The sequence below is a fragment of the Candidatus Poriferisocius sp. genome, assembly GCF_965219775.1.
Lineage (GTDB): Bacteria > Actinomycetota > Acidimicrobiia > Acidimicrobiales > Bin134 > Poriferisocius.
Genome location: NZ_OZ244793.1, coordinates 212841 through 230543 on the forward strand (window position 1 = coordinate 212841; position 17703 = coordinate 230543).

Here is a 17703-nt window from a genome sequence, read left to right on the forward strand (position 1 = left end):
AAGCACCGGCGGCACCGCCCAAGCCCTCCCGGGTGGTCACCTCCAGTGGGAGCATGGCCCCCCGAACCCGACCACCGGCACCCCCGTCGGAGCCCGGGCCGGGGCGACCAACCGCCGAGCCCCGACCCGGACCCAGGCCCGCCCCCGATCCACAGCCCGTCCAACCGGCCGCCAGTGCTCGCACCAGCCCACCGCTCTCGTCGTCGGGCAAGCCCATCCCCCCGCCTCCGGGACGCCCGCCCATGTCGTCGTCGGGCAAGCCCATCCCGCCACCTCCAGGGCGAGGTGGGCGAGGTCCGGCACCGAGCCCACGCCGCGGTCCTCGCGGCCCGGTTCGTCCGGCGGGCGGGGGCCAACGGCCCGGCGGATCGGCACCGGGCCGGTCGTCCACACCCCTGGCCGCCCGTGGTCCCGGTGGCGGGGGCCTGGCTGGGCCTCCCGGCGGTCCCGGCGCACCCGGCGGTCCGGGAGGTCGGGGACGGGGCGGTCCCCAGCGCCCGCAACAGCGGCGGCGAAAGAGCAGGCGTCGGCGGCGGGTGGCCGAGGATCTCCAGCCGCTGAACATTCCCGACTACACGCCCACCGAAGCGGCTGCCCCGGTCGGCGAAGTGGTGATCGAGCGGGCCTCCACCCCCCTGGAGGTGGGCCCCAAGCTGAACCAGACGGCGGCAGACGTGGTCCGCTTCCTCATGCAGCAGGGGGAGATGGTCACCGCCACCCAGTCGCTGACCGACGACATGATCGAGCTGTTCGCCGCCGAGGTGGGGGCCGAGATCCGTCTGGTGGATCCCGGTGAGGAACAGGAGAACGAGCTGCTCAAGCTGCTCGAGGCCGACTTCACCGAGGAGGAACTGGAAGAGGACACCCCGGTGCGACCCCCGGTGATCACCGTCATGGGCCACGTGGACCACGGCAAGACCAAGCTGCTCGACCAGATCCGCAACGCCAACGTGGCCGAGGGCGAGGCCGGGGGCATCACCCAGCACATCGGCGCCTACCAGGTGGAGAAGGGCGGGCGAACCCTCACCTTCATCGACACCCCGGGCCACGCCGCGTTCACGGCCATGCGGGCCCGTGGGGCCGATGCCACCGACATCGTGGTGCTGGTGGTGGCCGCCGACGACGGGGTGATGCCCCAGACCCTGGAGGCCATCAACCACGCTCGGGCCGCCGACGTTCCCATGGTGGTGGCCATCAACAAAATCGACCGCAACAACGCCGATCCCAACCGGACCATGCAACAACTGGCCGAGCACGATCTGGTGCCCGAGCAGTGGGGGGGCGACACCATCACCGTGGAGCTCTCCGCCCTGCAGAACCTGGGGATCGACGACCTGTTGGAGCAGTTGGCCGTGGTGGCCGAGGTGGAGGACTTGCGGGCCGGCCCCGAGGGCCGGGCCCGGGGCGTGGTGTTGGAGTCCAACCTGGACATCGGCCGAGGCCCGGTGGCCACGCTCCTGGTGCAGCACGGCACCCTGCGGCGGGGCGATCCGGTGGTGGCCGGGGCGTCGTGGGGCCGGGTTCGGGCCCTGCTCGACGACCGGGGCCGACAGATCACCGAGGCCCTGCCCTCCACGCCGGTGCAGGTGTTGGGGCTCTCCGACGTGGCCAACGCCGGCGACTCGTTCGTGGTGGCCCCCAACGAGAAGGTGGCGGCCAAAGTGGCCCAGACCCGTGAGCACTCCCTGCGGATTGCCAGCCTGGGCCGGGATGCCGCCGCCACCGCCGGGGGTGCCCGCCTCGAGGACATCTTCAGCCAGATCCAGGCGGGCGAAACCGCCACCTTGAACCTCATCGTCAAGGCCGATGTGAACGGGTCGCTGGAGGCGGTGGTCGACAGCCTGCAGCGCCTCGGGCGCGACGAGGTGAAGCTGGCCTTCGTCCATCGGGGCGTGGGCGGCGTGACCGCCAACGACATCCAATTGGCGGCGGCCTCCAACGCCACCATCATCGGCTTCAACGTCCGTCCTGATCGCAAGGCCCGGGAGCAGGCCGAACAGGAGAAGGTGGAGATCCGCACCTACGAGATCATCTACAACCTCATCGAGGACGTGGAGAACGCCATGGTCGGCATGTTGGCCCCCGAGTTCGAAGAGGTGGTCACCGGCGACGCCGAGGTGCGGGAGGTGTTCCGGGTGCCCCGGGTGGGCGCGGTGGCCGGTTGCTACGTGCTGAACGGGGCCATCAGCCGGGGCTCCAAGGTGCGGTTCCTGCGGGACGGCACCGTCATCTGGCGGGGCACGGTGTCGTCGCTCAAGCGGTTCAAGGAAGACGTGCGTGAGGTGCAGTCCGGCTACGAGTGCGGCATCGGGCTGTCCGATTTCCAGGATCTCAAGCAGGGCGACGTGATCGAGACCTTCGAGGAGCGGGAAGTCGCCCGAGTGTGATCGGGTGACCGACCCCGTGGACTGATGCACGTTTTGGCCATGGTCTACGACCTGCACCTGCCCGGTTGCCGATCCCTGAAGCAGCGGCGGTCGGTTCTGCGTCCGGTCATCTCCGGGGTTTCCCACCGGTTCGGGGTGTCAGTGGCCGAGACCGGCCCCACCGATACCTGGCAGCGGGCCGAGGTGGGGGTGGCGGTCGTGTCGGGTGAGCCCGGTCACTGCCGGACGTTGGCCGACGGGGTGGACCGGTTCCTGTGGTCGATACCCGAGATCGAGGTGGTGGACAGCTCGACCCACTGGCTCAACACCAACGAGTAGCCATGACGACCCACCGGCTCAACCCCCCCGAGTAGCCATGGCCCGCAGACGGAGTTCGCGCCCCTCCCACTACTCGCGCTCGGCTCGGCTGGGGGAGCTGCTGCGGGAGATCGTGGCCTCCGAGATGGCCGAGATCGACGACGACCGCTTGGCGCTGGCCAGCATCACCGGGGTGGAGACCAGCGTGGAGTTGAGTCGGGCCACCGTGTTCATCAGCGCCCTCGACGACGAGGCCGCGGCTTTGGCCCTGGAGGCGTTGGAGGAACATCGCTTGGTGCTCAAACAGGCGGTGGCCCGGTCGGCGGCGGTGCGCAAGGTGCCCGATCTGGCCTTCGCCCTCGATCCGGGCATCAGCTCCGGCGAGCGGATCGACCGGATCCTGCGGGACTTGGCCCAGGATCAGCCCCCGGATCCGACGGCGCCCCCGGGCGAAGATCACGCCGACGGTGGAGGCGGGGCGCGGGCGTGAGTCCCGGTGGGGCCGCCGGCCCCGACGGGTTGGCGGTGATCGACAAGGAACCAGGCTGGACGTCCCACGATGTGGTGGCCAAGGCCCGAGGGGTGTTCGGCACCCGCAAGGTGGGACACGCGGGCACCCTGGATCCCGACGCCACCGGGGTGTTGCTACTCGGAGTGGGCCGAGCCACCAAGCTGTTGCGCTTCGTCACCCCGCTGCCCAAGCACTACGTGGGCGAGTTGGTGCTGGGCACCGAGACCACCACCCTGGACGCATCCGGCGAGGTGACCGCCGTCCACGACATGGCCGGGGTGACCCCCGAGCAGGTGGCCGACGCCGCCGCAGGTTTCGTGGGCCCCATCATGCAGGTCCCCCCCATGGTGTCGGCCGTCAAAGTCGGGGGTCGACGCCTTCATGAGCTGGCCCGCCAGGGCATCGAGGTGGACCGTGAGGCCCGCCCGGTCACCGTCCATCGCCTGGACGTGGCTCCCGTGGACGCCACCGTCGGCATCTACCGGCTCGACGTGGAGTGCTCCTCGGGCACCTACATTCGATCCTTGGCCGCCGACATCGGGGCCGCCCTGGGGGGCGGGGGGCACCTGCGGGCCCTGCGGCGCCGGGGTATCGGCTCGTTCACCGAGGCCGAAGCCCACCCCATCGGCGCGTTCGCCGGGCCTCGTGATGACTCCGGAGGCTCAAGCAGCGGGGCCGAGGCCGGTTCCATCACCATGCCCAAGTTGTTGTCGATGGCCGAGGCGCTGCGCGACTACCCCGCCGTGGCCGTCGACGAGCCCCTGGCCCGCCGGGTGAGCCAGGGCCAGGTGTTGGCCACCCGTGAGTTGGGGGTGGAGGGAACGGGGCCGTGGGCCGTGGTCGGGCCGCAGGGCCTGCTCTTGGCCGTGTACCAAGCCCACGCCCCGGACCGGGTGAAACCGGCGGTGGTCATCCCCTTGTCGTCGCCCCGGTAGCCATCCGGGCCCTGGTCGGGCCTGCTGCGGGGAGCGTCGGGCACCCGGTCGGCAATTGTCCGGTGTGTGGCGGTGGCCGCTACCGTGCAGTCCGGTGCAGGTCATCGAAGACTTCGGATACCTGGACGGCAATCACAAGACGGTGGCCAGCATCGGTGTGTACGACGGCGTCCACCTCGGGCATCAAGCCGTCATCAAACAGCTCCTCGGCGAGGCCGACCGCCGCAGCGTGGCCCCCGCGGTGGTCACCTTCGACCGCCATCCCGCCCTGGTGCTGCGGCCCGAGAACGCCCCCAAGCTGCTGAACTCCCTTGACCAGAAGCTCGAGCTGCTGGAGGCGGCCGGGATCGAATTCGTGTACCTGATCAAGTTCTCGCCCGAGCGTTCCCACACCATGCCCGAGGAGTTCGTGCGCCAGGTGTTCGTCGACCGGCTGCGGGTGCAGAGCGTAGTGGTGGGGGAGGACTTCCACTTCGGGCGAGCCCGGTTGGGCAACATCGACACCCTGCGGGAGTTCGGCCACGCCATGGGCTTCGACGTGCAGGCGGTCACCCTGTTGCACCACGACGAGAAGTGGCCCGAGCCGGTGTCGTCCACCGCGGTGCGCCGAGCCCTGGCCGGCGGCGACGTGCGAACCGCGGCGGCCATGCTGGGGCGGTACCACGAGATCAGGGGCAAGGTGGTGCTGGGCGACCGGCGGGGCAAGACCATCGGCTTTCCCACCGCCAACATCCCGGTGTCGATGATGATGGCCTGGCCGGCCGACGCGGTGTACGCCGGCTGGTACACCCGACCCGACGGGTCACGCCACATGGCGGCCATCAACATCGGCCGCCGCCCCACCTTCTACCAGCACGCCCAGGAGTCCCTGCTGGAGGCGCACCTGTTGGATTTCGACGGCAGCCTCTACGGCGAGGAGGCCAGGGTGGAGTTCGTCGAACTCTTGCGCAGTGAGCATCGATTCGACGGCATCGACTCCCTGGTGAGGCAGCTCCGGGTGGACGTGGCCCTCACTCGGGAGATCCTGACGGCGGAATCCTCCCACTAGCGGGTGGAGCGAACCCTTGCTTGGGCCTTGCTGAACAGGAATTGCCGGCCGTGGAGTTTGCCTTGTTCTCGGAGATACCGGTGCCTCGTCCCTGGCACCCCGACAGCGAGCGCCTCCGCTATCAAGAGCTGATCCAGCAGGCCGTGCTGGCCGATCAGCTCGGGTATCACAGCTTTTGGACGGTGGAGCACCACTTTCTGGAGGAGATGTCGCACAGCTCCAATCCCGAGGTGCTCTACGGGGCAGTGGCCGCGCTCACCGAGCAAATCCGTCTGGGATACGGGGTGCGGCTCACCCCCCGGCCGTACAACCATCCGGTGCGCAGCGCCGAGTCGGCCGCCACGCTGGACGTGATCAGCGGCGGGCGGGTGGAGTTCGGCACCGGTCGGTCCACCACCCGGGCCGAGCTGGAGGGGTTCGGCATCGATCCGCGGGAGACCCGGGCCATGTGGGCCGAAGCGGTCGAGCACATCGCCGGCTGCTGGCTGAACGACGAGCACGAGTTCCAGGGCGAGTACTGGTCGATGCCCCGGCGGCGGGTGCTGCCCAAGCCGGTGCAAAGGCCCCACCCGCCCCTGTGGGCGGCCACCGGCAGCCGGGAGACCCACCAGCTCGTGGGGGAGCTGGGTCTGGGCCTGTTGTCGTTCAGCGCGGGGGTGTCGCTGGAGGAGCTGGCCCTGCGGGTCGATCTGTACCGTCGGGCCGTAGCGGCGTGTGCGCAACCGGTGGGCGGGTACGTGAACGACCGGGTGGCCACCTTTGCCATGTTCCACTGTGCCCCCACCACCGAGGAGGCCTACGAGAACGCCCGGGAGTCGTTCTGGTGGTACCCCACGGTGGCCTTCAAGCTGGTGGCCAGCGTGGCCGAGATGCTCCAGGAAACCGACGAGGAGCTCGGCGACTGGAACTATCTCCGCTACCTGCCGGGCATGACCCGGGAGGCCGATTGGGACACCACGTTCAGCGTGGAGGACCTGGTGGCCCAGGGCGTGGCCGTGGCCGGTGACCCCGACCAGTGCATCGAACTGTGCCAAGGGTTTGCCGACATCGGCGTCGACCTCTTGTTGTGCATGATGAACCCCTACGCCATTCCTCACGACAAGGTGATGCAGAGCCTGCGCCTGACCGCCGAACACGTCATGCCCGCCCTCCGCGGCTGAGCGGCTCGCCGGACGGCGTACCTCACCCTCCGCGGCTGAGCCATTCTGGGTGACGCACAGGTAGGTGTCCTATGGGTGTGGGTGGTAGCGTATGGAGGTCACCCGGGCACAAGCGCGGCAAGGTGCTGTGCGATCGCCCGCTTTCTGATCGACGACCCACTGAGTAGGGATGGCAGAGAAGCTAGCCACAAAGGCCGCAACCATCGAGGAGCATCGCCTTCACGACACCGACACCGGCTCACCCGAAGTGCAGATCGCCTTGCTCACCGAGCGGATCAACCACCTCACCGAGCACTTGAAGGTGCACGTCAAGGACCACCACAGCAGGAGAGGCCTGTTGACCATGGTGGGACGGCGGCGGCGGCTGCTCGATTACGTCAAGGACAATGACGTGGAGCGGTACCGCGGCATCATCGCCGCACTCGGTCTTCGCCGCTGACGAACGGGCATGGCCCAGGCGGCCATCGAAAGGCATACAAGAAAAGCACACGCAGGCCGTGAGAGTTAGCTGCCAGTTGAAGGGGCCGAGTACGGCTGGGCCTCTTCAACTGGGAACTGGCTCCGTGTGGCCTGCTCGGGTCCCCTGAGGCCCGGAGAGGAGAAAACATGGCGGAGCCATTCACCGTTTCAGCCGCGGTCGGCGGAGCGGAACACAAGACCCTGTCGTTTGAAACCGGACGTCTGGCCGCTCAGGCCGACGGCGCCGTTGTGGCCCGCATGGGCGACACCACCATCCTGGTGACCGCCACTGCGGCCCGCCGGGTTCGTGAGGGGACGGACTTCTTCCCCCTCACCGTGGACATCGAAGAGCGGATGTACGCCGCGGGCAAGATCCCGGGCTCGTTCTTCCGCCGGGAGGGCCGAGCCCCCGAGTCGGCCATCCTGACCTGCCGGTTGATCGACCGGCCGTTGCGGCCCTCGTTTCCCGACGGATTCCGCAACGAGGTCCACGTTGTCGGCACCGTGTTGGGGGCCGACCAGGAAAACCCCTACGACGTGATCGCCATCAACGGGGCTTCGGCGGCCCTCAGCCTGTCGGGCATCCCGTTTGCCGGCCCCATCGGGGCGGTGCGGGTGGCGCACACCAGCGACGGGGAGTGGATTCCCCATCCCACCTACGCCGAGGGGGCCGACTCCACGTTCGAGATGGTGGTGGCCGGTCGGGTGTTGGACGACGGCGACGTGGCCATCATGATGGTGGAGGCCAACGGAACCGAGGCCAGTTGGTCCCTGTACCAAGACGGCGCCCCCAAGGTGGACGAAGCCGTGCTGGCCGAGGGTCTGGAGCGGTCCAAGGAGTGGATCAAAGAGGCGGTCGGTCTGCAGCGTCGGCTCATCGCCACCGCCGGGGTGAAGCCGCCGTTGGAGTACGAACTCCAGGTGGACTACAGCCCTGAGGTGGAGGCGGCGGTGGCCGAGGCCGGCACCGAGAAGCTGGCGGCGGCCATGTCCATCGCCGACAAGACGGCCCGCCAGGACGCCGAAACCACCGCCAAGGAGGAGATTGTCGCCGCTCTCGCCGACCGGTTCGCGGAAGTGGAGGGGGCCGACAAGCAGATCTCCGCCGCGGTGCGCTCGCTGACCAAGCGCATCGTGCGCAACCGCATCGTGACCGATGGCGTGCGGATCGACGGTCGGGGGGCGGCCGAGTTGCGGGCCCTGGATTCCGACGTGGGGGTGGTGGACACCGCCCACGGGTCGGGCTTGTTCGAGCGGGGGGAAACCCAGGTTCTCAACATCACCACGCTGGGTACCGCCCGGATGGACCAGATGATCGACGGTATCGATCCCGTGGACAAGAAGCGCTACATCCACCACTACAACTTCCCGCCCTATTCCACCGGCGAGACCGGCTTCATGCGGGGGCCCAAGCGACGGGAGATCGGACACGGGGCGCTGGCCGAGAAGGCCCTGGTTCCGGTAGTGCCCGACATGGACGAATTCCCCTACACGCTGCGGCTGGTGTCGGAGGTGCTGTCCTCCAACGGCTCCACCTCGATGGCGTCGGTGTGCTCGTCCACGCTGTCGCTCATGGACGCGGGCGTGCCCATCAAGGCGCCGGTGGCCGGCATCGCCATGGGGTTGGTGTTCGACGAGGGTCGCTACGTGACGCTCACCGACATCCTGGGCGCCGAGGATGCCTTCGGCGACATGGACTTCAAGGTGGCCGGCACGGCCGACTTCGTGACCGCCCTGCAGCTCGACACCAAGATCGACGGACTGCCCGCCGACGTGTTGGCGGGCGCGTTGAATCAGGCCCGCGACGCCCGTCTCCAGATCCTGGAGGTGATGGCCGGGGCCATCGACGCCCCCCGCGACGACGTTCGGCCTAACGCCCCCAAGATCATCAAGTTCGAGATCCCGGTGGACAAGATCGGCGAGGTGATCGGGCCCAAGGGCAAGGTCATCAACACCATTCAGGCCGAGACCGGCGCCGAGGTGAACGTGGACGACGACCAGGATTCGGGCATCGTCACCATTTCCTCCACCAACCGCGACTGCGTGTACGAGGCCGAGCGGCAGATCCGGCTGATCCTGGATCCGCCGACCGCCGATGTGGGGGAGGTCTACCAGGGCAAAGTGGTGAACATCACCGCTTTCGGCGCCTTCGTGAACATCCTCCCCGGCCGCGACGGCTTGGTCCACATCTCCAAGCTGGGACGGGGCCGGCGGGTGGACCGGGTCGAGGACGTGGTGGCTCTGGGCGACGATCTCGAGGTCGTGGTGGAGGACATCGACCCCAACGGCAAGATCAGCCTGAAGTTGGTCGGCGACGACAGCAGCAGTGACCGCGACAGCCGCCGGTCGGACGATCGTCGGGATCGTGACGATTATCGGGGTCGGCGCGATGACCGTCGTGACGACCGCCGGGATCGGGATGACTACCGGGGCCGTCGGGACGATCGCAGAGATGACCGTCGTGACGACCGCCGGGATCGGGATGACTACCGGGGTCGCCGGGACGACCGTCGGGATGATCGCCGGGATCGGGATGACCGGCGGGATCGGGACGACTATCGCGGCCGGCGGGATGATCGTCGGGACGATCGTCGGGACGATCGCAGAGACGACCGGCGCGATGACCGGCGGGGCCGCGACGACCGCCGGGGCCGGGACGACGGCGACAGCCGTCGCTCGGGCGGCCGAGGAGGGCGCGACCGCAACGACCGCGGCGGACCGTCGCAGGCGGCATCCTTCGAGGACGACTTCGAGGCCCAACTTCGTGACGAGTTCGGCGACCTCGGCCCCAGCAGCAGCTCCCCCCGCCGAGGCGGTGGCCGCGGCCGGGATCGCGACCGCGAGTCCCGCTAGGGGTGTTTCTGCTGCCCGTCTCCTGAGTCCCGTTGGTGCCCGATATCGTGGGGATCATGCAACGGGTAGGGGTGTTCGGTGCCGGGGGTCGCATGGGCTTGGCCGTCTGTGAGGCGGTGGCCGGCGATCCCGAACTGGAATTGGTGGCCGCCGTTGATCCCCACCGAGTGGGGCTGCCGGTAGGCGAGCCTGCGGGCAACCTGGTCACGGTGGCCGACCGGCAGGCCGTGGCTGATGCCGGTGCCGATGTGGTGGTGGACTTCACCATCGCCGACGCCGCCCGCGACAACCTGCTGTGGTTGGCCGATCAGGCCATCCATGCCGTGGTGGGTACCACCGGCTTCACCGACGACGACCTGAGCGGCTTTGAGGCGGCGTTTTCCCGAGCCGGGCGGGCGTGCATCATCGCCCCCAATTTCTCCATCAGTGCGGTGCTCATGATGCGGTTCGCCGAAATGGCCGCTCCCTACTTCGATACCGCCGAGGTCATCGAGTTGCACCACGATGCCAAAATCGACGCCCCTTCGGGAACCGCCCGGCTCACCGTGGAGAAGATGGCGGCGGCGTCGGATCACTGGGCTCCTGATCCCACCGAGCACGAAGAGGTGGCCGGGGCGCGCGGGGGCGAAGGCCCCGGCGGGATTCGGGTGCATTCCGTGCGCATGCGGGGGATGGTGGCCCACCACGAGGTGATCCTCGGCGCCCAAGGGCAGACGCTCACCATCCGCCAGGACTCCACCGACCGGTCGTCGTTCATGCCCGGCGTGCTCACGGCGGTGAAACATGCTTCCGAACACTCCGGACTCGTCGTCGGCCTCGATGCCCTGCTGGACATTTAGAACCAGCTCATCGACGCCGTGACGCTTCGGCGAGTGGTGATGCACAGCGTGGTGGGGTTGGGGGTGATCGCCATGGTCACCGCCGGTTTCTGGCAGCTCCACCGGTTGTCCGAGCGTCAGGACCAGAACCGCGCCATCAGCGACCGTGGCCGACTCCCCGTGGCCGACGTTCACGATCTTGTGAGAATCGGCGACGATTTCGAGATAGGGGGCGACCTGGAGTACCGGCCGGTTCGGGCCGTCGGCGTGTACCAGCCCGCCGCACAGGTGCTCGTTCGCAACCGCACCTACCAGGGTTCGGCGGGGTACTGGGTGCTCACCCCGATGCGGCTCCGGACCGGTGCCCTGGTGGCCGTCAACCGGGGCTGGATACCCCACGCCACCGGCACCGGTGACTCCCCGGCGACGTTCGCTCCCCCGGTGGGGGAGGTGGTGGTGACCGGGCTGGTTCGGGACACCGTCACCGCCACCGGCCTGCAGCAGCCCGACCCGGCCGATGGAACCCTCTCCGAGATGGCCCGCCCTGACCTGGGTCGCCTGGCCCGCCAACTCGATGGGCCCCTACTTCCGGTTTACGTACAACTCGAGGCCCAGTCCCCCCCGGTGAGCACTCTCCCTGTTCCCGTTCCACCCCCCGAGCAGGACAACGGCCCCCACCTGGCCTACGCCGTGCAATGGTTCGTCTTCGCCACCATCACCCTGGTCGGCTACCCCCTCATCCTCCGCCGCCTCGGCCGCCCCCAGCCCCAAGCTCTCCTCTCACCAGAGCCCCAAACCGCCGACACCCTCTGACCAGGGCCCACTCCTCCCATCGGCAAGAACGCCGCCCGAAATCACGACCGGCCCACCAGGGCCAGCCCGGTCACTTGGACTCTGTATCACTCCTGGGTGCGTAGCGACGACCAACCCCAGCACTCCGCTTGGCCACTGGTTCGAAGGCTCCTGGAGCTGTCAGCAGATGAGGGGTAGCCCGGAGCCGGCTTTGGTGCCAGGAGCGGGGGTCGGAGTCTCGGCTCGTGTCGGGGATCGGTGGTGGTGCCGTCTGTGGCGACTCTGTCGGTGTCCGGTGGGGTGGTTGTTGCGGTGGGTTTTGCGGTGGCAGGTGGGGCAGAGGAGGACGAGGTTGTCGATGTTGGTGGGGCCGCCGTGTTCCCAGGGTTGGATGTGGTGGATGTCGCAGGCTTGGGCGGCGAGGCCGCAGTCGACGCAGGCCTGGTCTCGGGCGTACAGGGCCATCCTCTGAGCTTGGTTGGGGGCTCGTTGGGTGCGGCCGAGGTAGAGGGGTTGGCCGTCGGTGCCGAAGATGGCCGGGATGATGTCGGCGTCACAGGCCAGGCGGCGGAGGTCTTCGATGTCGATGGGGGTGCCGTCGATGAGTTCGGCGTCCTGGAGCACCCCGTAGATCGGATCCCACTCGGCGGTGACAACCAGCGTGGTCTTCTGCGGGGTAGGCCCGCACTCGGTTCCGTTGGAAGCCTCACTGTCGGTGTCGGGGCGGCTTGCTGCGGGTTGTTGGGTGATGAGGGCGACGAGGGCATCCGCGTTGCGTTGCTCGAACGTGCGTTCTTGGCCGACGGTGGAGTCGTGCTTGAGGAGGCGGGTGTTCATGGCCCCAAGGGCGGTTTTGACGCGTTGGCCTGCGATGGTGTCGAGTTCGGCGTGGAGGATGACCATGTCGTTGTCCCCGTCGAACACGCTGGCGGTGCGGCGGGCGTGTTGGCGTTCGGTGCGGGTCATCCCGTCCGCGGCCATGCGTTGGTTCTCCATGGTTGCCAACGACCGGCGGAACCGGTCGAAAGACTGGGTCAGGGCCAACTTGACCAACTCGTACCCGTCCCCGTCACGGAGGGGGGCGCGTTCGTGGGAGGCGGCGATCAACTCGGCGTGGTCCATGGTGATGAACCCGTCGCGGGCGGCATCGAGCACATCCGGCAGTGCCCGCAACCCCTTGGCCGTCTTGGCCTGACGCTTGGCCTTGCGAGAAGGCAAACCGAACTGCTGGCACACCGCCTCCACGGTGTCGTCTCCGGCGAGTTCACCCAACCGGACCAACAACCCGGCCAGGTGCGCTTCGATCTGACGGCGGACCGTGTCGGTTTCCAACACCCTCTTGATCACCCCAGAGGCATCCAACTCCGAATAATCCTGCAACTCGAACTCAGCCACCATCGCCACCACCGCATCCCGCACCCCGACCGGCAAATCAGCAGTAGTGCTGTCAGAAGAACCAAACTCCATGCATGCAAGTATACCAACCCCGGTGACAACAACCCCCCAGAATTAGGGAATATTCTGGACAAATCTGAAAAAAGATCAGATTTTATTAGAAAAGATCAGTATAAGTGCAAAAGACTGGGCACTGCAGGACGCTGCCCGTGCGGTTTCGAGCTCAGGGTCTTGACGATGCACTCCATGTCAGCCGGACGGACCGGTCCGGTGCCGAGCCCAGAGAGGAGCATGCCGCCTGACCCGGTGCCTGTCGTCGACCCCCAAGTCTTTCGGCCAGGGGGCCACGCGCGATCATGGCGGAGGCACACCGCCTGCGAGGTCCGATCCCAAGGAGATCATCAATGCTTGTCCGAATCGGCGTGATCCGAAGCCAAAAGGAAATCGAGGTGGAGCTGGATCCGGCCACCAAGTTGGAGTCGTTGAAGAAGTCCATCACCAAGGGTCTGTCATCGGGCGAGATGCTGTGGCTCACCGACAGTCGGGGCCGAGAGGTGGGTGTGCCCGCCAACGCCGTGGCCTACGTGGAGCTGGATCCGTCGGCCACCGGCCGCTCCATCGGCTTCGGGAGCTGAATCAGCCGCAGGCATAGACTTGTCCGATGGCGAGCCTGGAGGAGTTGGCCCCCGGACTGGCCAAATCGCGCCGCAACCATCTGCAGCGGCTCATGCGCACCTGGGCGCCCCTGGCCGACATCTCCTTTGCCGACCTCCTGTTGTACGTGCCCTCGGGGGGGCAGGCCCACAGCCCGACCAGCTACGCCATCGCCGGTCAGATCCGACCCACCACCGCCCGATCCGTTCATCGCCACAATCTGGAGGGGGCGGTGTTCACCACCGAGCAGCGCCCCCTGGTGGACGTGGCCTACCGGGAAGGGCGCATCACCGACGGCGGCCGCATCGGCCACGCCGACCAGCCCCGCATCCGCACGCTGACCGTTCCGGTGAACTGCCACGGGGAGGTGGTGGCGGTGATGGCCCGGGAGTTCGATCCCGACGCCCAGCGAAACCCCGGCGAGTTGGAGCTGAGCTACTTCAAGCTGTTCCGGCGGCTGGCCACCATGATCGCCGAGGGGGAGTACCCGTTCCCCGTCGACGACATCGAAACCGAGGAGTCCCCCCGGGTGGGCGACGGGCTGATGCTATTGGACGCCTCGGGCCGGGTGAGGCTGATTTCCCCCAACGCGGCGTCGGCGCTGCACCGCATCGGCCTGCACAGCGAGGTGGAGGGCCGCCGGCTGGTGGAGATCGGCTTGGAGCAGCGGGCCATCCGGGCGGCGTTCGCCTCCCGTCTTCCGCAGACCGAGGAGATCCAACACGGTGACCGGGGCACGGTGGTGTTGCGGTGTCTGCCGCTCATCGGCAAAGGGGAGTTGACCGGCGCCCTGGTGTTGATGCGGGACATCTCCGAGCTGCGGCGACGGGATCGACTGCTGATGTCCAAGGACGCCACCATCGCCGAGATCCACCACCGGGTGAAGAACAACCTGCAGACGGTGTCTTCGCTGTTGCGTCTGCAGGGGCGCCGGGCCACCGCCGCCGAGGCTCGGGATGCCATCGAGGAGTCGGTGAGGCGGATCAGGGCCATCGCCATCGTCCACGAGATTCTGTCTCGGGATGCCCACAGCGACGTGCCCTTCGTGGAGATCGTGCGCTCGCTGGTGCGGATGGTGGAGGAGGGTCTGACCGGTCCCGACCGACCGGTGGAGTTCAAGGTGACCGGCGACGCCGGTGAGCTGGCCGCCGAGGTGGCCACCCCGTTGGCCGTGGTGCTGAATGAGTGCCTGCAGAACGTGATGGATCACGCCTATCCCGAGCCGCCCGGTGGGCACGTGCTGATCGAGCTGGACAACGACGGCGACCGGGTGCAGGTGCGGGTGGTGGACGACGGGGTGGGGGTGGCGCCGGACTTCGACGTGGAACGGGCCGACGGACTGGGCATCGCTATCATCCGCAACCTGGTGGGGGCCGATCTGCGGGGCAGCATCACCATGAGCAGGGGGCCGGGTGGGTCTCCTCGTCCCGGTACTGTGGTGGAGGTGTCGATCCCGCTATTGGGGGCGGTTGCCCAGCAAGACGGGGCTAGGCCGAGATGATCGACGACCGGCGCCGCTCGGCCACCCGTCGGCGGCGGATGGCGCGACGCTCCTCCTCGGAGGTGCCGCCCCAGACGCCGGAGTCCTGGTTGGTGGCCAGGGCGAATTCCAAGCAGGCCGCTTGGGCGGCGCAGGCTCGGCAGACCACTTTGGCCGACTCGATCTGCTCGAGGGCCATGCCGGTGCTGCCGATGGGGAAGAAGAGGTCGGGGTCGGTGTCGCGACAAGCGGCCTGGCATCGCCAGTCGCCGGCGTCGGCGTCGGCCTCTCGGAGTTCCAGCAGCATTTTGGCATTCACGGGAGCACAAGGATAGAGGGGGTTGGCTGATGTGGCAAGAGGGGCTGATGGTGAAAATGTTGGAGTCAACATTTGACGGGGGAGGGGTGCCGTGCGGGTGATCGCCCATCGGGGGGCCTCGGTGGCCGAGCGGGAGAACACCCTGGAGGCGTTTCGGGCCGCAGTGCGGCTCAACGCCGACGGGGTGGAGTTGGACGTGCGGCGCACCGCCAACGGGGTGCTGGCCGTGCATCATGATGCCCACCTGCCCGACGGTCGGGCCATCGTGGAACTGCAGGACGACCAACTGCCCGGCTGGGTTCCCACGCTGGCCGAGGTGATGGACGTGTGCCAGGTTCCCGAGGCCAATCGGGAGTTCCTGGTCAATATCGAGATCAAGAGCAACCTCGGTGAACCCGACTACGACGAGGAGTATCAGGTGTCGACCGCGGTGGCGGGGCTGATCCTGGGCTGGGGGTTCGGGGAGGGTGACCGCCGGGCCATCGTGTCGTCGTTCGACATGGAGGCGATCAACCGCATCCGGGCCGTCGACGCCGGGATCGCCACCGCCTACTTGACGTTCGAGGTGCTGGCGCCCGACCTCCTGGTCAGCCGGGTGGTGTCCGCCGGCCACACCGCCATCCACCCGTACGTGGCCTCCACCAGTCAGGACCTGGTGGACGCCGCCCACGAAGCCGGCCTGGAGATCAACGTGTGGACCGTCAACGACCCCGACCAAATCACCCAACTAGCCGCCATGGGCGTCGACGCCGTCATCACCGACGTCCCCGACATCGCCCGCACCACCCTCGCTTCGAGCCCATCGTGAGCCTGGTGGCTCCGAACAGGTGCTGGCGGTAGGAGCGTCGGTCAAGGTGTATGGTTCGGGGGTCAATTCTGGCGTAGTTCTCAGGTAGGTTCTGGTAATCTTCTCATGTGAGTTCTGCAGGAGTGTTGGCAGGATTGCCGCCAGTGTTCACGACGGGGGATTTCGAGCGGGCCGCAGGGGTGCGCCCGTCGTCGGCGTCGCGGGCGTTGGGCGAGTTCGCGGTGCGGGGCTTGGTGGGCAAGATCAGGAGGGCGACGTGGCGCAATTTCGCAGTGCCATGGCCCGCGGCAGATCAGTGGCTGCTGGAACCCGGCCCGGTATCGCATCACTGGTCGCCGGAATGGGAGGTGGAGTTGCAGGCGGCCTACGGGGACGCCCCCAGAAGGGTGTCGGGGCTTTCCGCCCTCGGCATGGCCGGGGTTCCGGTGGTGTGTCGGCCCGAGGTCTGCGTGGAGGATGGCGTCGCCATCGACACCAGTGGGTTCGGGTTCAGGTCGTGGAGCGAGGGGGCGGGAACCCTGTTGGCCCAGGCTTCACGGATCACCGACCACACGTGGGTGTCCACCCCTGCCCGGGCGGTCTTGGAGTGTGCTCAGTACCCGTATCGGTCCCACCGTTGGGAAGAACACATCGCCCGCATGATCACCAACCGCTTCGACGTGTGCTCACCCGACGAGGTTGCCGCGGTCGCCGACGAATTGGGGTGGCGGGCCGGACTGCGGAGGCTGTCCTCGTTGGCCGAAGGGCTGATCACGTGCGCGGCGGGGTGGGAAATCGGCTTCGACGTCGACCCCGACTGGGCCAGGCTGTGCCAGACGGCCGGCCGAGGCGACCAATGGATACACCTCGCCCCCCTCTACCGGACACACAACCCACCCGGCGACGCCCACCGGGACGTCGCCCGCCGTGTCCGCTGGCAAGCCACCCCCGAAGCCGTCGCCCGCCAAGCCTCCACATGAACCCACCCCCCAACCCGCGCCGCCAACACCCGCAGGCAGGAGCTGAGAGCCGGCGAGACCCACATCGCCTATGGGAACCGGCCGATCTGGTACAGCACCAGGTGGTCTCAACCATTGCGGCCCGCCAGCAGCGCCGTGCTCGGGTGGTATTCAAGGGCGGGACCCTTCTGAGGCTCTGCTACCGCCGTGACTACCGGTACTCCGAAGACCTCGACTTCGATTGGATTCACCCGGACCCCAGCAAGCAGGCCATCCAGGAGTTCTTCGACGACGTCGCCACCAAGGTAACCAATCGTTACGGCACTCTGCTGGAGACCAGGTGGGGAGCCAACAAGCTGAACCTGGAGTGGAAATTGCCGGACGGCCAGACCGGCGTCATCTCCACTGACGTCAAAGGCCGTGACTTTCGAGGCGTCGAGCCCACCACGATCGCATGGACCATCCTGGACAGACACCAGAGAGTTGACGTCTCGGTCCCCATTATGGGCTACTCGTCCGAATCGATGCTGGCTGCCAAGCTGAGCTGCATCGCCGACCCGTCACGCCTGGCTGCCCGTGACTACTACGACCTGTTCCACCTGCTGCAAGACGACAGCATCGACTAGGACACTGCGTTCACCGAGTTCGCCGAACGCCACACCGTCGCTAACCCTAACCAGCCACCTCAACCCGACTGGATCGAAGTCCTACTCGCCAACGCCTACCAGAACCTCGAAGAACTCAACTACCGATGGGACACGCTGGCAGCAACCGGGATGACCGGAGACCCAGACCTCGGTTTCGAACCAGTCCTCGAGGCCATCCACAACGCCCTGCAGCATCTCACCA

Annotated in this window: 17 protein-coding genes; 15 read left to right on the plus strand and 2 right to left on the minus strand. The window is 67.8% G+C overall.

What is annotated here, in order from left to right:
• Nucleotides 1-536: 536 nt before the first annotated feature.
• The 10 genes from infB (at nucleotide 537) to ACOQPQ_RS01065 (ending at nucleotide 11281) form a co-directional block, all read left to right on the plus strand.
• Entirely contained in the window at nucleotides 537-2387 is a 1851-nt protein-coding gene (infB, locus tag ACOQPQ_RS01020; protein ID WP_420640335.1) for a translation initiation factor IF-2, read from the plus strand.
• Between the two features lie 24 nt (nucleotides 2388-2411).
• Complete coding sequence (locus tag ACOQPQ_RS01025; RefSeq protein ID WP_420637585.1) at nucleotides 2412-2705, plus strand: DUF503 domain-containing protein; 294 nt, start codon at nucleotides 2412-2414, stop codon at nucleotides 2703-2705.
• 37 nt (nucleotides 2706-2742) lie between these two features.
• The gene (rbfA, locus tag ACOQPQ_RS01030) at nucleotides 2743-3174 is read left to right on the plus strand and encodes a 30S ribosome-binding factor RbfA (protein WP_420637586.1); all 432 of its coding nucleotides are present in this window, start codon (nucleotides 2743-2745) and stop codon (nucleotides 3172-3174) included.
• Nucleotides 3171-4130 (plus strand): tRNA pseudouridine(55) synthase TruB, encoded by a 960-nt coding sequence (gene truB, locus ACOQPQ_RS01035; protein ID WP_420637587.1) that lies wholly within the window; start codon nucleotides 3171-3173, stop codon nucleotides 4128-4130. The genes rbfA and truB overlap by 4 nt, the downstream gene beginning before the upstream one ends.
• A 94-nt stretch (nucleotides 4131-4224) precedes the next feature.
• Entirely contained in the window at nucleotides 4225-5178 is a 954-nt protein-coding gene (locus ACOQPQ_RS01040; RefSeq protein ID WP_420637588.1) for a bifunctional riboflavin kinase/FAD synthetase, read from the plus strand.
• Nucleotides 5179-5228: 50 nt separating this feature from the next.
• A complete protein-coding gene (locus tag ACOQPQ_RS01045) occupies nucleotides 5229-6338 on the plus strand; it encodes an LLM class flavin-dependent oxidoreductase (protein WP_420637589.1) in 1110 nt (369 codons plus the stop codon).
• 169 nt (nucleotides 6339-6507) lie between these two features.
• Nucleotides 6508-6777 (plus strand): 30S ribosomal protein S15, encoded by a 270-nt coding sequence (gene rpsO, locus ACOQPQ_RS01050; RefSeq protein ID WP_420637590.1) that lies wholly within the window; start codon nucleotides 6508-6510, stop codon nucleotides 6775-6777.
• A 167-nt stretch (nucleotides 6778-6944) separates the two neighbouring features.
• Entirely contained in the window at nucleotides 6945-9650 is a 2706-nt protein-coding gene (locus ACOQPQ_RS01055; protein ID WP_420637591.1) for a polyribonucleotide nucleotidyltransferase, read from the plus strand.
• A 56-nt stretch (nucleotides 9651-9706) separates the two neighbouring features.
• Nucleotides 9707-10489 carry a 4-hydroxy-tetrahydrodipicolinate reductase gene (gene dapB / locus ACOQPQ_RS01060; RefSeq protein ID WP_420640336.1) on the plus strand — a complete coding sequence of 261 codons (783 nt, stop codon included), beginning with the start codon at nucleotides 9707-9709 and terminating at the stop codon, nucleotides 10487-10489.
• A gap of 18 nt (nucleotides 10490-10507) precedes the next feature.
• Nucleotides 10508-11281: an SURF1 family protein gene (locus ACOQPQ_RS01065; protein WP_420637592.1), complete on the plus strand. Its 774-nt coding sequence runs from the start codon at nucleotides 10508-10510 to the stop codon at nucleotides 11279-11281.
• Nucleotides 11282-11440: 159 nt separating this feature from the next.
• On the opposite strand, the gene ACOQPQ_RS01070 is transcribed toward ACOQPQ_RS01065, so the two are convergent.
• A complete protein-coding gene (locus ACOQPQ_RS01070) occupies nucleotides 11441-12727 on the minus strand; it encodes a DUF222 domain-containing protein (protein WP_420637593.1) in 1287 nt (428 codons plus the stop codon).
• A gap of 332 nt (nucleotides 12728-13059) precedes the next feature.
• Here ACOQPQ_RS01070 and ACOQPQ_RS01075 point away from each other — a divergent pair, with 332 nt between their 5' ends.
• Nucleotides 13060-13290 (plus strand): DUF3107 domain-containing protein, encoded by a 231-nt coding sequence (locus ACOQPQ_RS01075; RefSeq protein WP_420637594.1) that lies wholly within the window; start codon nucleotides 13060-13062, stop codon nucleotides 13288-13290.
• A gap of 26 nt (nucleotides 13291-13316) precedes the next feature.
• A complete protein-coding gene (locus ACOQPQ_RS01080; RefSeq protein ID WP_420637595.1) occupies nucleotides 13317-14810 on the plus strand; it encodes a sensor histidine kinase in 1494 nt (497 codons plus the stop codon).
• On the opposite strand, the gene ACOQPQ_RS01085 is transcribed toward ACOQPQ_RS01080, so the two are convergent.
• Entirely contained in the window at nucleotides 14797-15096 is a 300-nt protein-coding gene (locus ACOQPQ_RS01085; protein ID WP_420640337.1) for a WhiB family transcriptional regulator, read from the minus strand. The two genes, ACOQPQ_RS01080 and ACOQPQ_RS01085, sit on opposite strands and share 14 nt — an antisense overlap.
• A gap of 103 nt (nucleotides 15097-15199) precedes the next feature.
• On the opposite strand from ACOQPQ_RS01085, the gene ACOQPQ_RS01090 reads away from it, so the two are divergent.
• From ACOQPQ_RS01090 to ACOQPQ_RS01100, 3 genes are all read left to right on the plus strand, one after another.
• Nucleotides 15200-15916, plus strand: a complete 717-nt coding sequence (locus tag ACOQPQ_RS01090) for a glycerophosphodiester phosphodiesterase (RefSeq protein ID WP_420637596.1) — start codon at nucleotides 15200-15202, stop codon at nucleotides 15914-15916.
• 143 nt (nucleotides 15917-16059) lie between these two features.
• A complete protein-coding gene (locus ACOQPQ_RS01095) occupies nucleotides 16060-16875 on the plus strand; it encodes a hypothetical protein (protein ID WP_420637597.1) in 816 nt (271 codons plus the stop codon).
• 101 nt (nucleotides 16876-16976) lie between these two features.
• Complete coding sequence (locus ACOQPQ_RS01100; RefSeq protein WP_420637598.1) at nucleotides 16977-17480, plus strand: nucleotidyl transferase AbiEii/AbiGii toxin family protein; 504 nt, start codon at nucleotides 16977-16979, stop codon at nucleotides 17478-17480.
• The last annotated feature ends 223 nt before the right edge of the window (nucleotides 17481-17703 follow it).

Bases quoted from the DNA above. Each gene is read 5' to 3' on its own strand.
- dapB (WP_420640336.1), top strand. From the start codon at position 9,707: ATGCAACGGGTAGGGGTGTTCGGTGCCGGGGGTCGCATGGGCTTGGCC.
- rbfA (WP_420637586.1), top strand. From the start codon at position 2,743: ATGGCCCGCAGACGGAGTTCGCGCCCCTCCCACTACTCGCGCTCGGCT.
- ACOQPQ_RS01080 (WP_420637595.1), top strand. From the start codon at position 13,317: ATGGCGAGCCTGGAGGAGTTGGCCCCCGGACTGGCCAAATCGCGCCGC.
- rpsO (WP_420637590.1), top strand. From the start codon at position 6,508: ATGGCAGAGAAGCTAGCCACAAAGGCCGCAACCATCGAGGAGCATCGC.
- ACOQPQ_RS01075 (WP_420637594.1), top strand. From the start codon at position 13,060: ATGCTTGTCCGAATCGGCGTGATCCGAAGCCAAAAGGAAATCGAGGTG.
- ACOQPQ_RS01070 (WP_420637593.1), bottom strand. From the start codon at position 12,727: ATGGAGTTTGGTTCTTCTGACAGCACTACTGCTGATTTGCCGGTCGGG.
- ACOQPQ_RS01055 (WP_420637591.1), top strand. From the start codon at position 6,945: ATGGCGGAGCCATTCACCGTTTCAGCCGCGGTCGGCGGAGCGGAACAC.
- ACOQPQ_RS01085 (WP_420640337.1), bottom strand. From the start codon at position 15,096: ATGCTGCTGGAACTCCGAGAGGCCGACGCCGACGCCGGCGACTGGCGA.
- ACOQPQ_RS01025 (WP_420637585.1), top strand. From the start codon at position 2,412: ATGCACGTTTTGGCCATGGTCTACGACCTGCACCTGCCCGGTTGCCGA.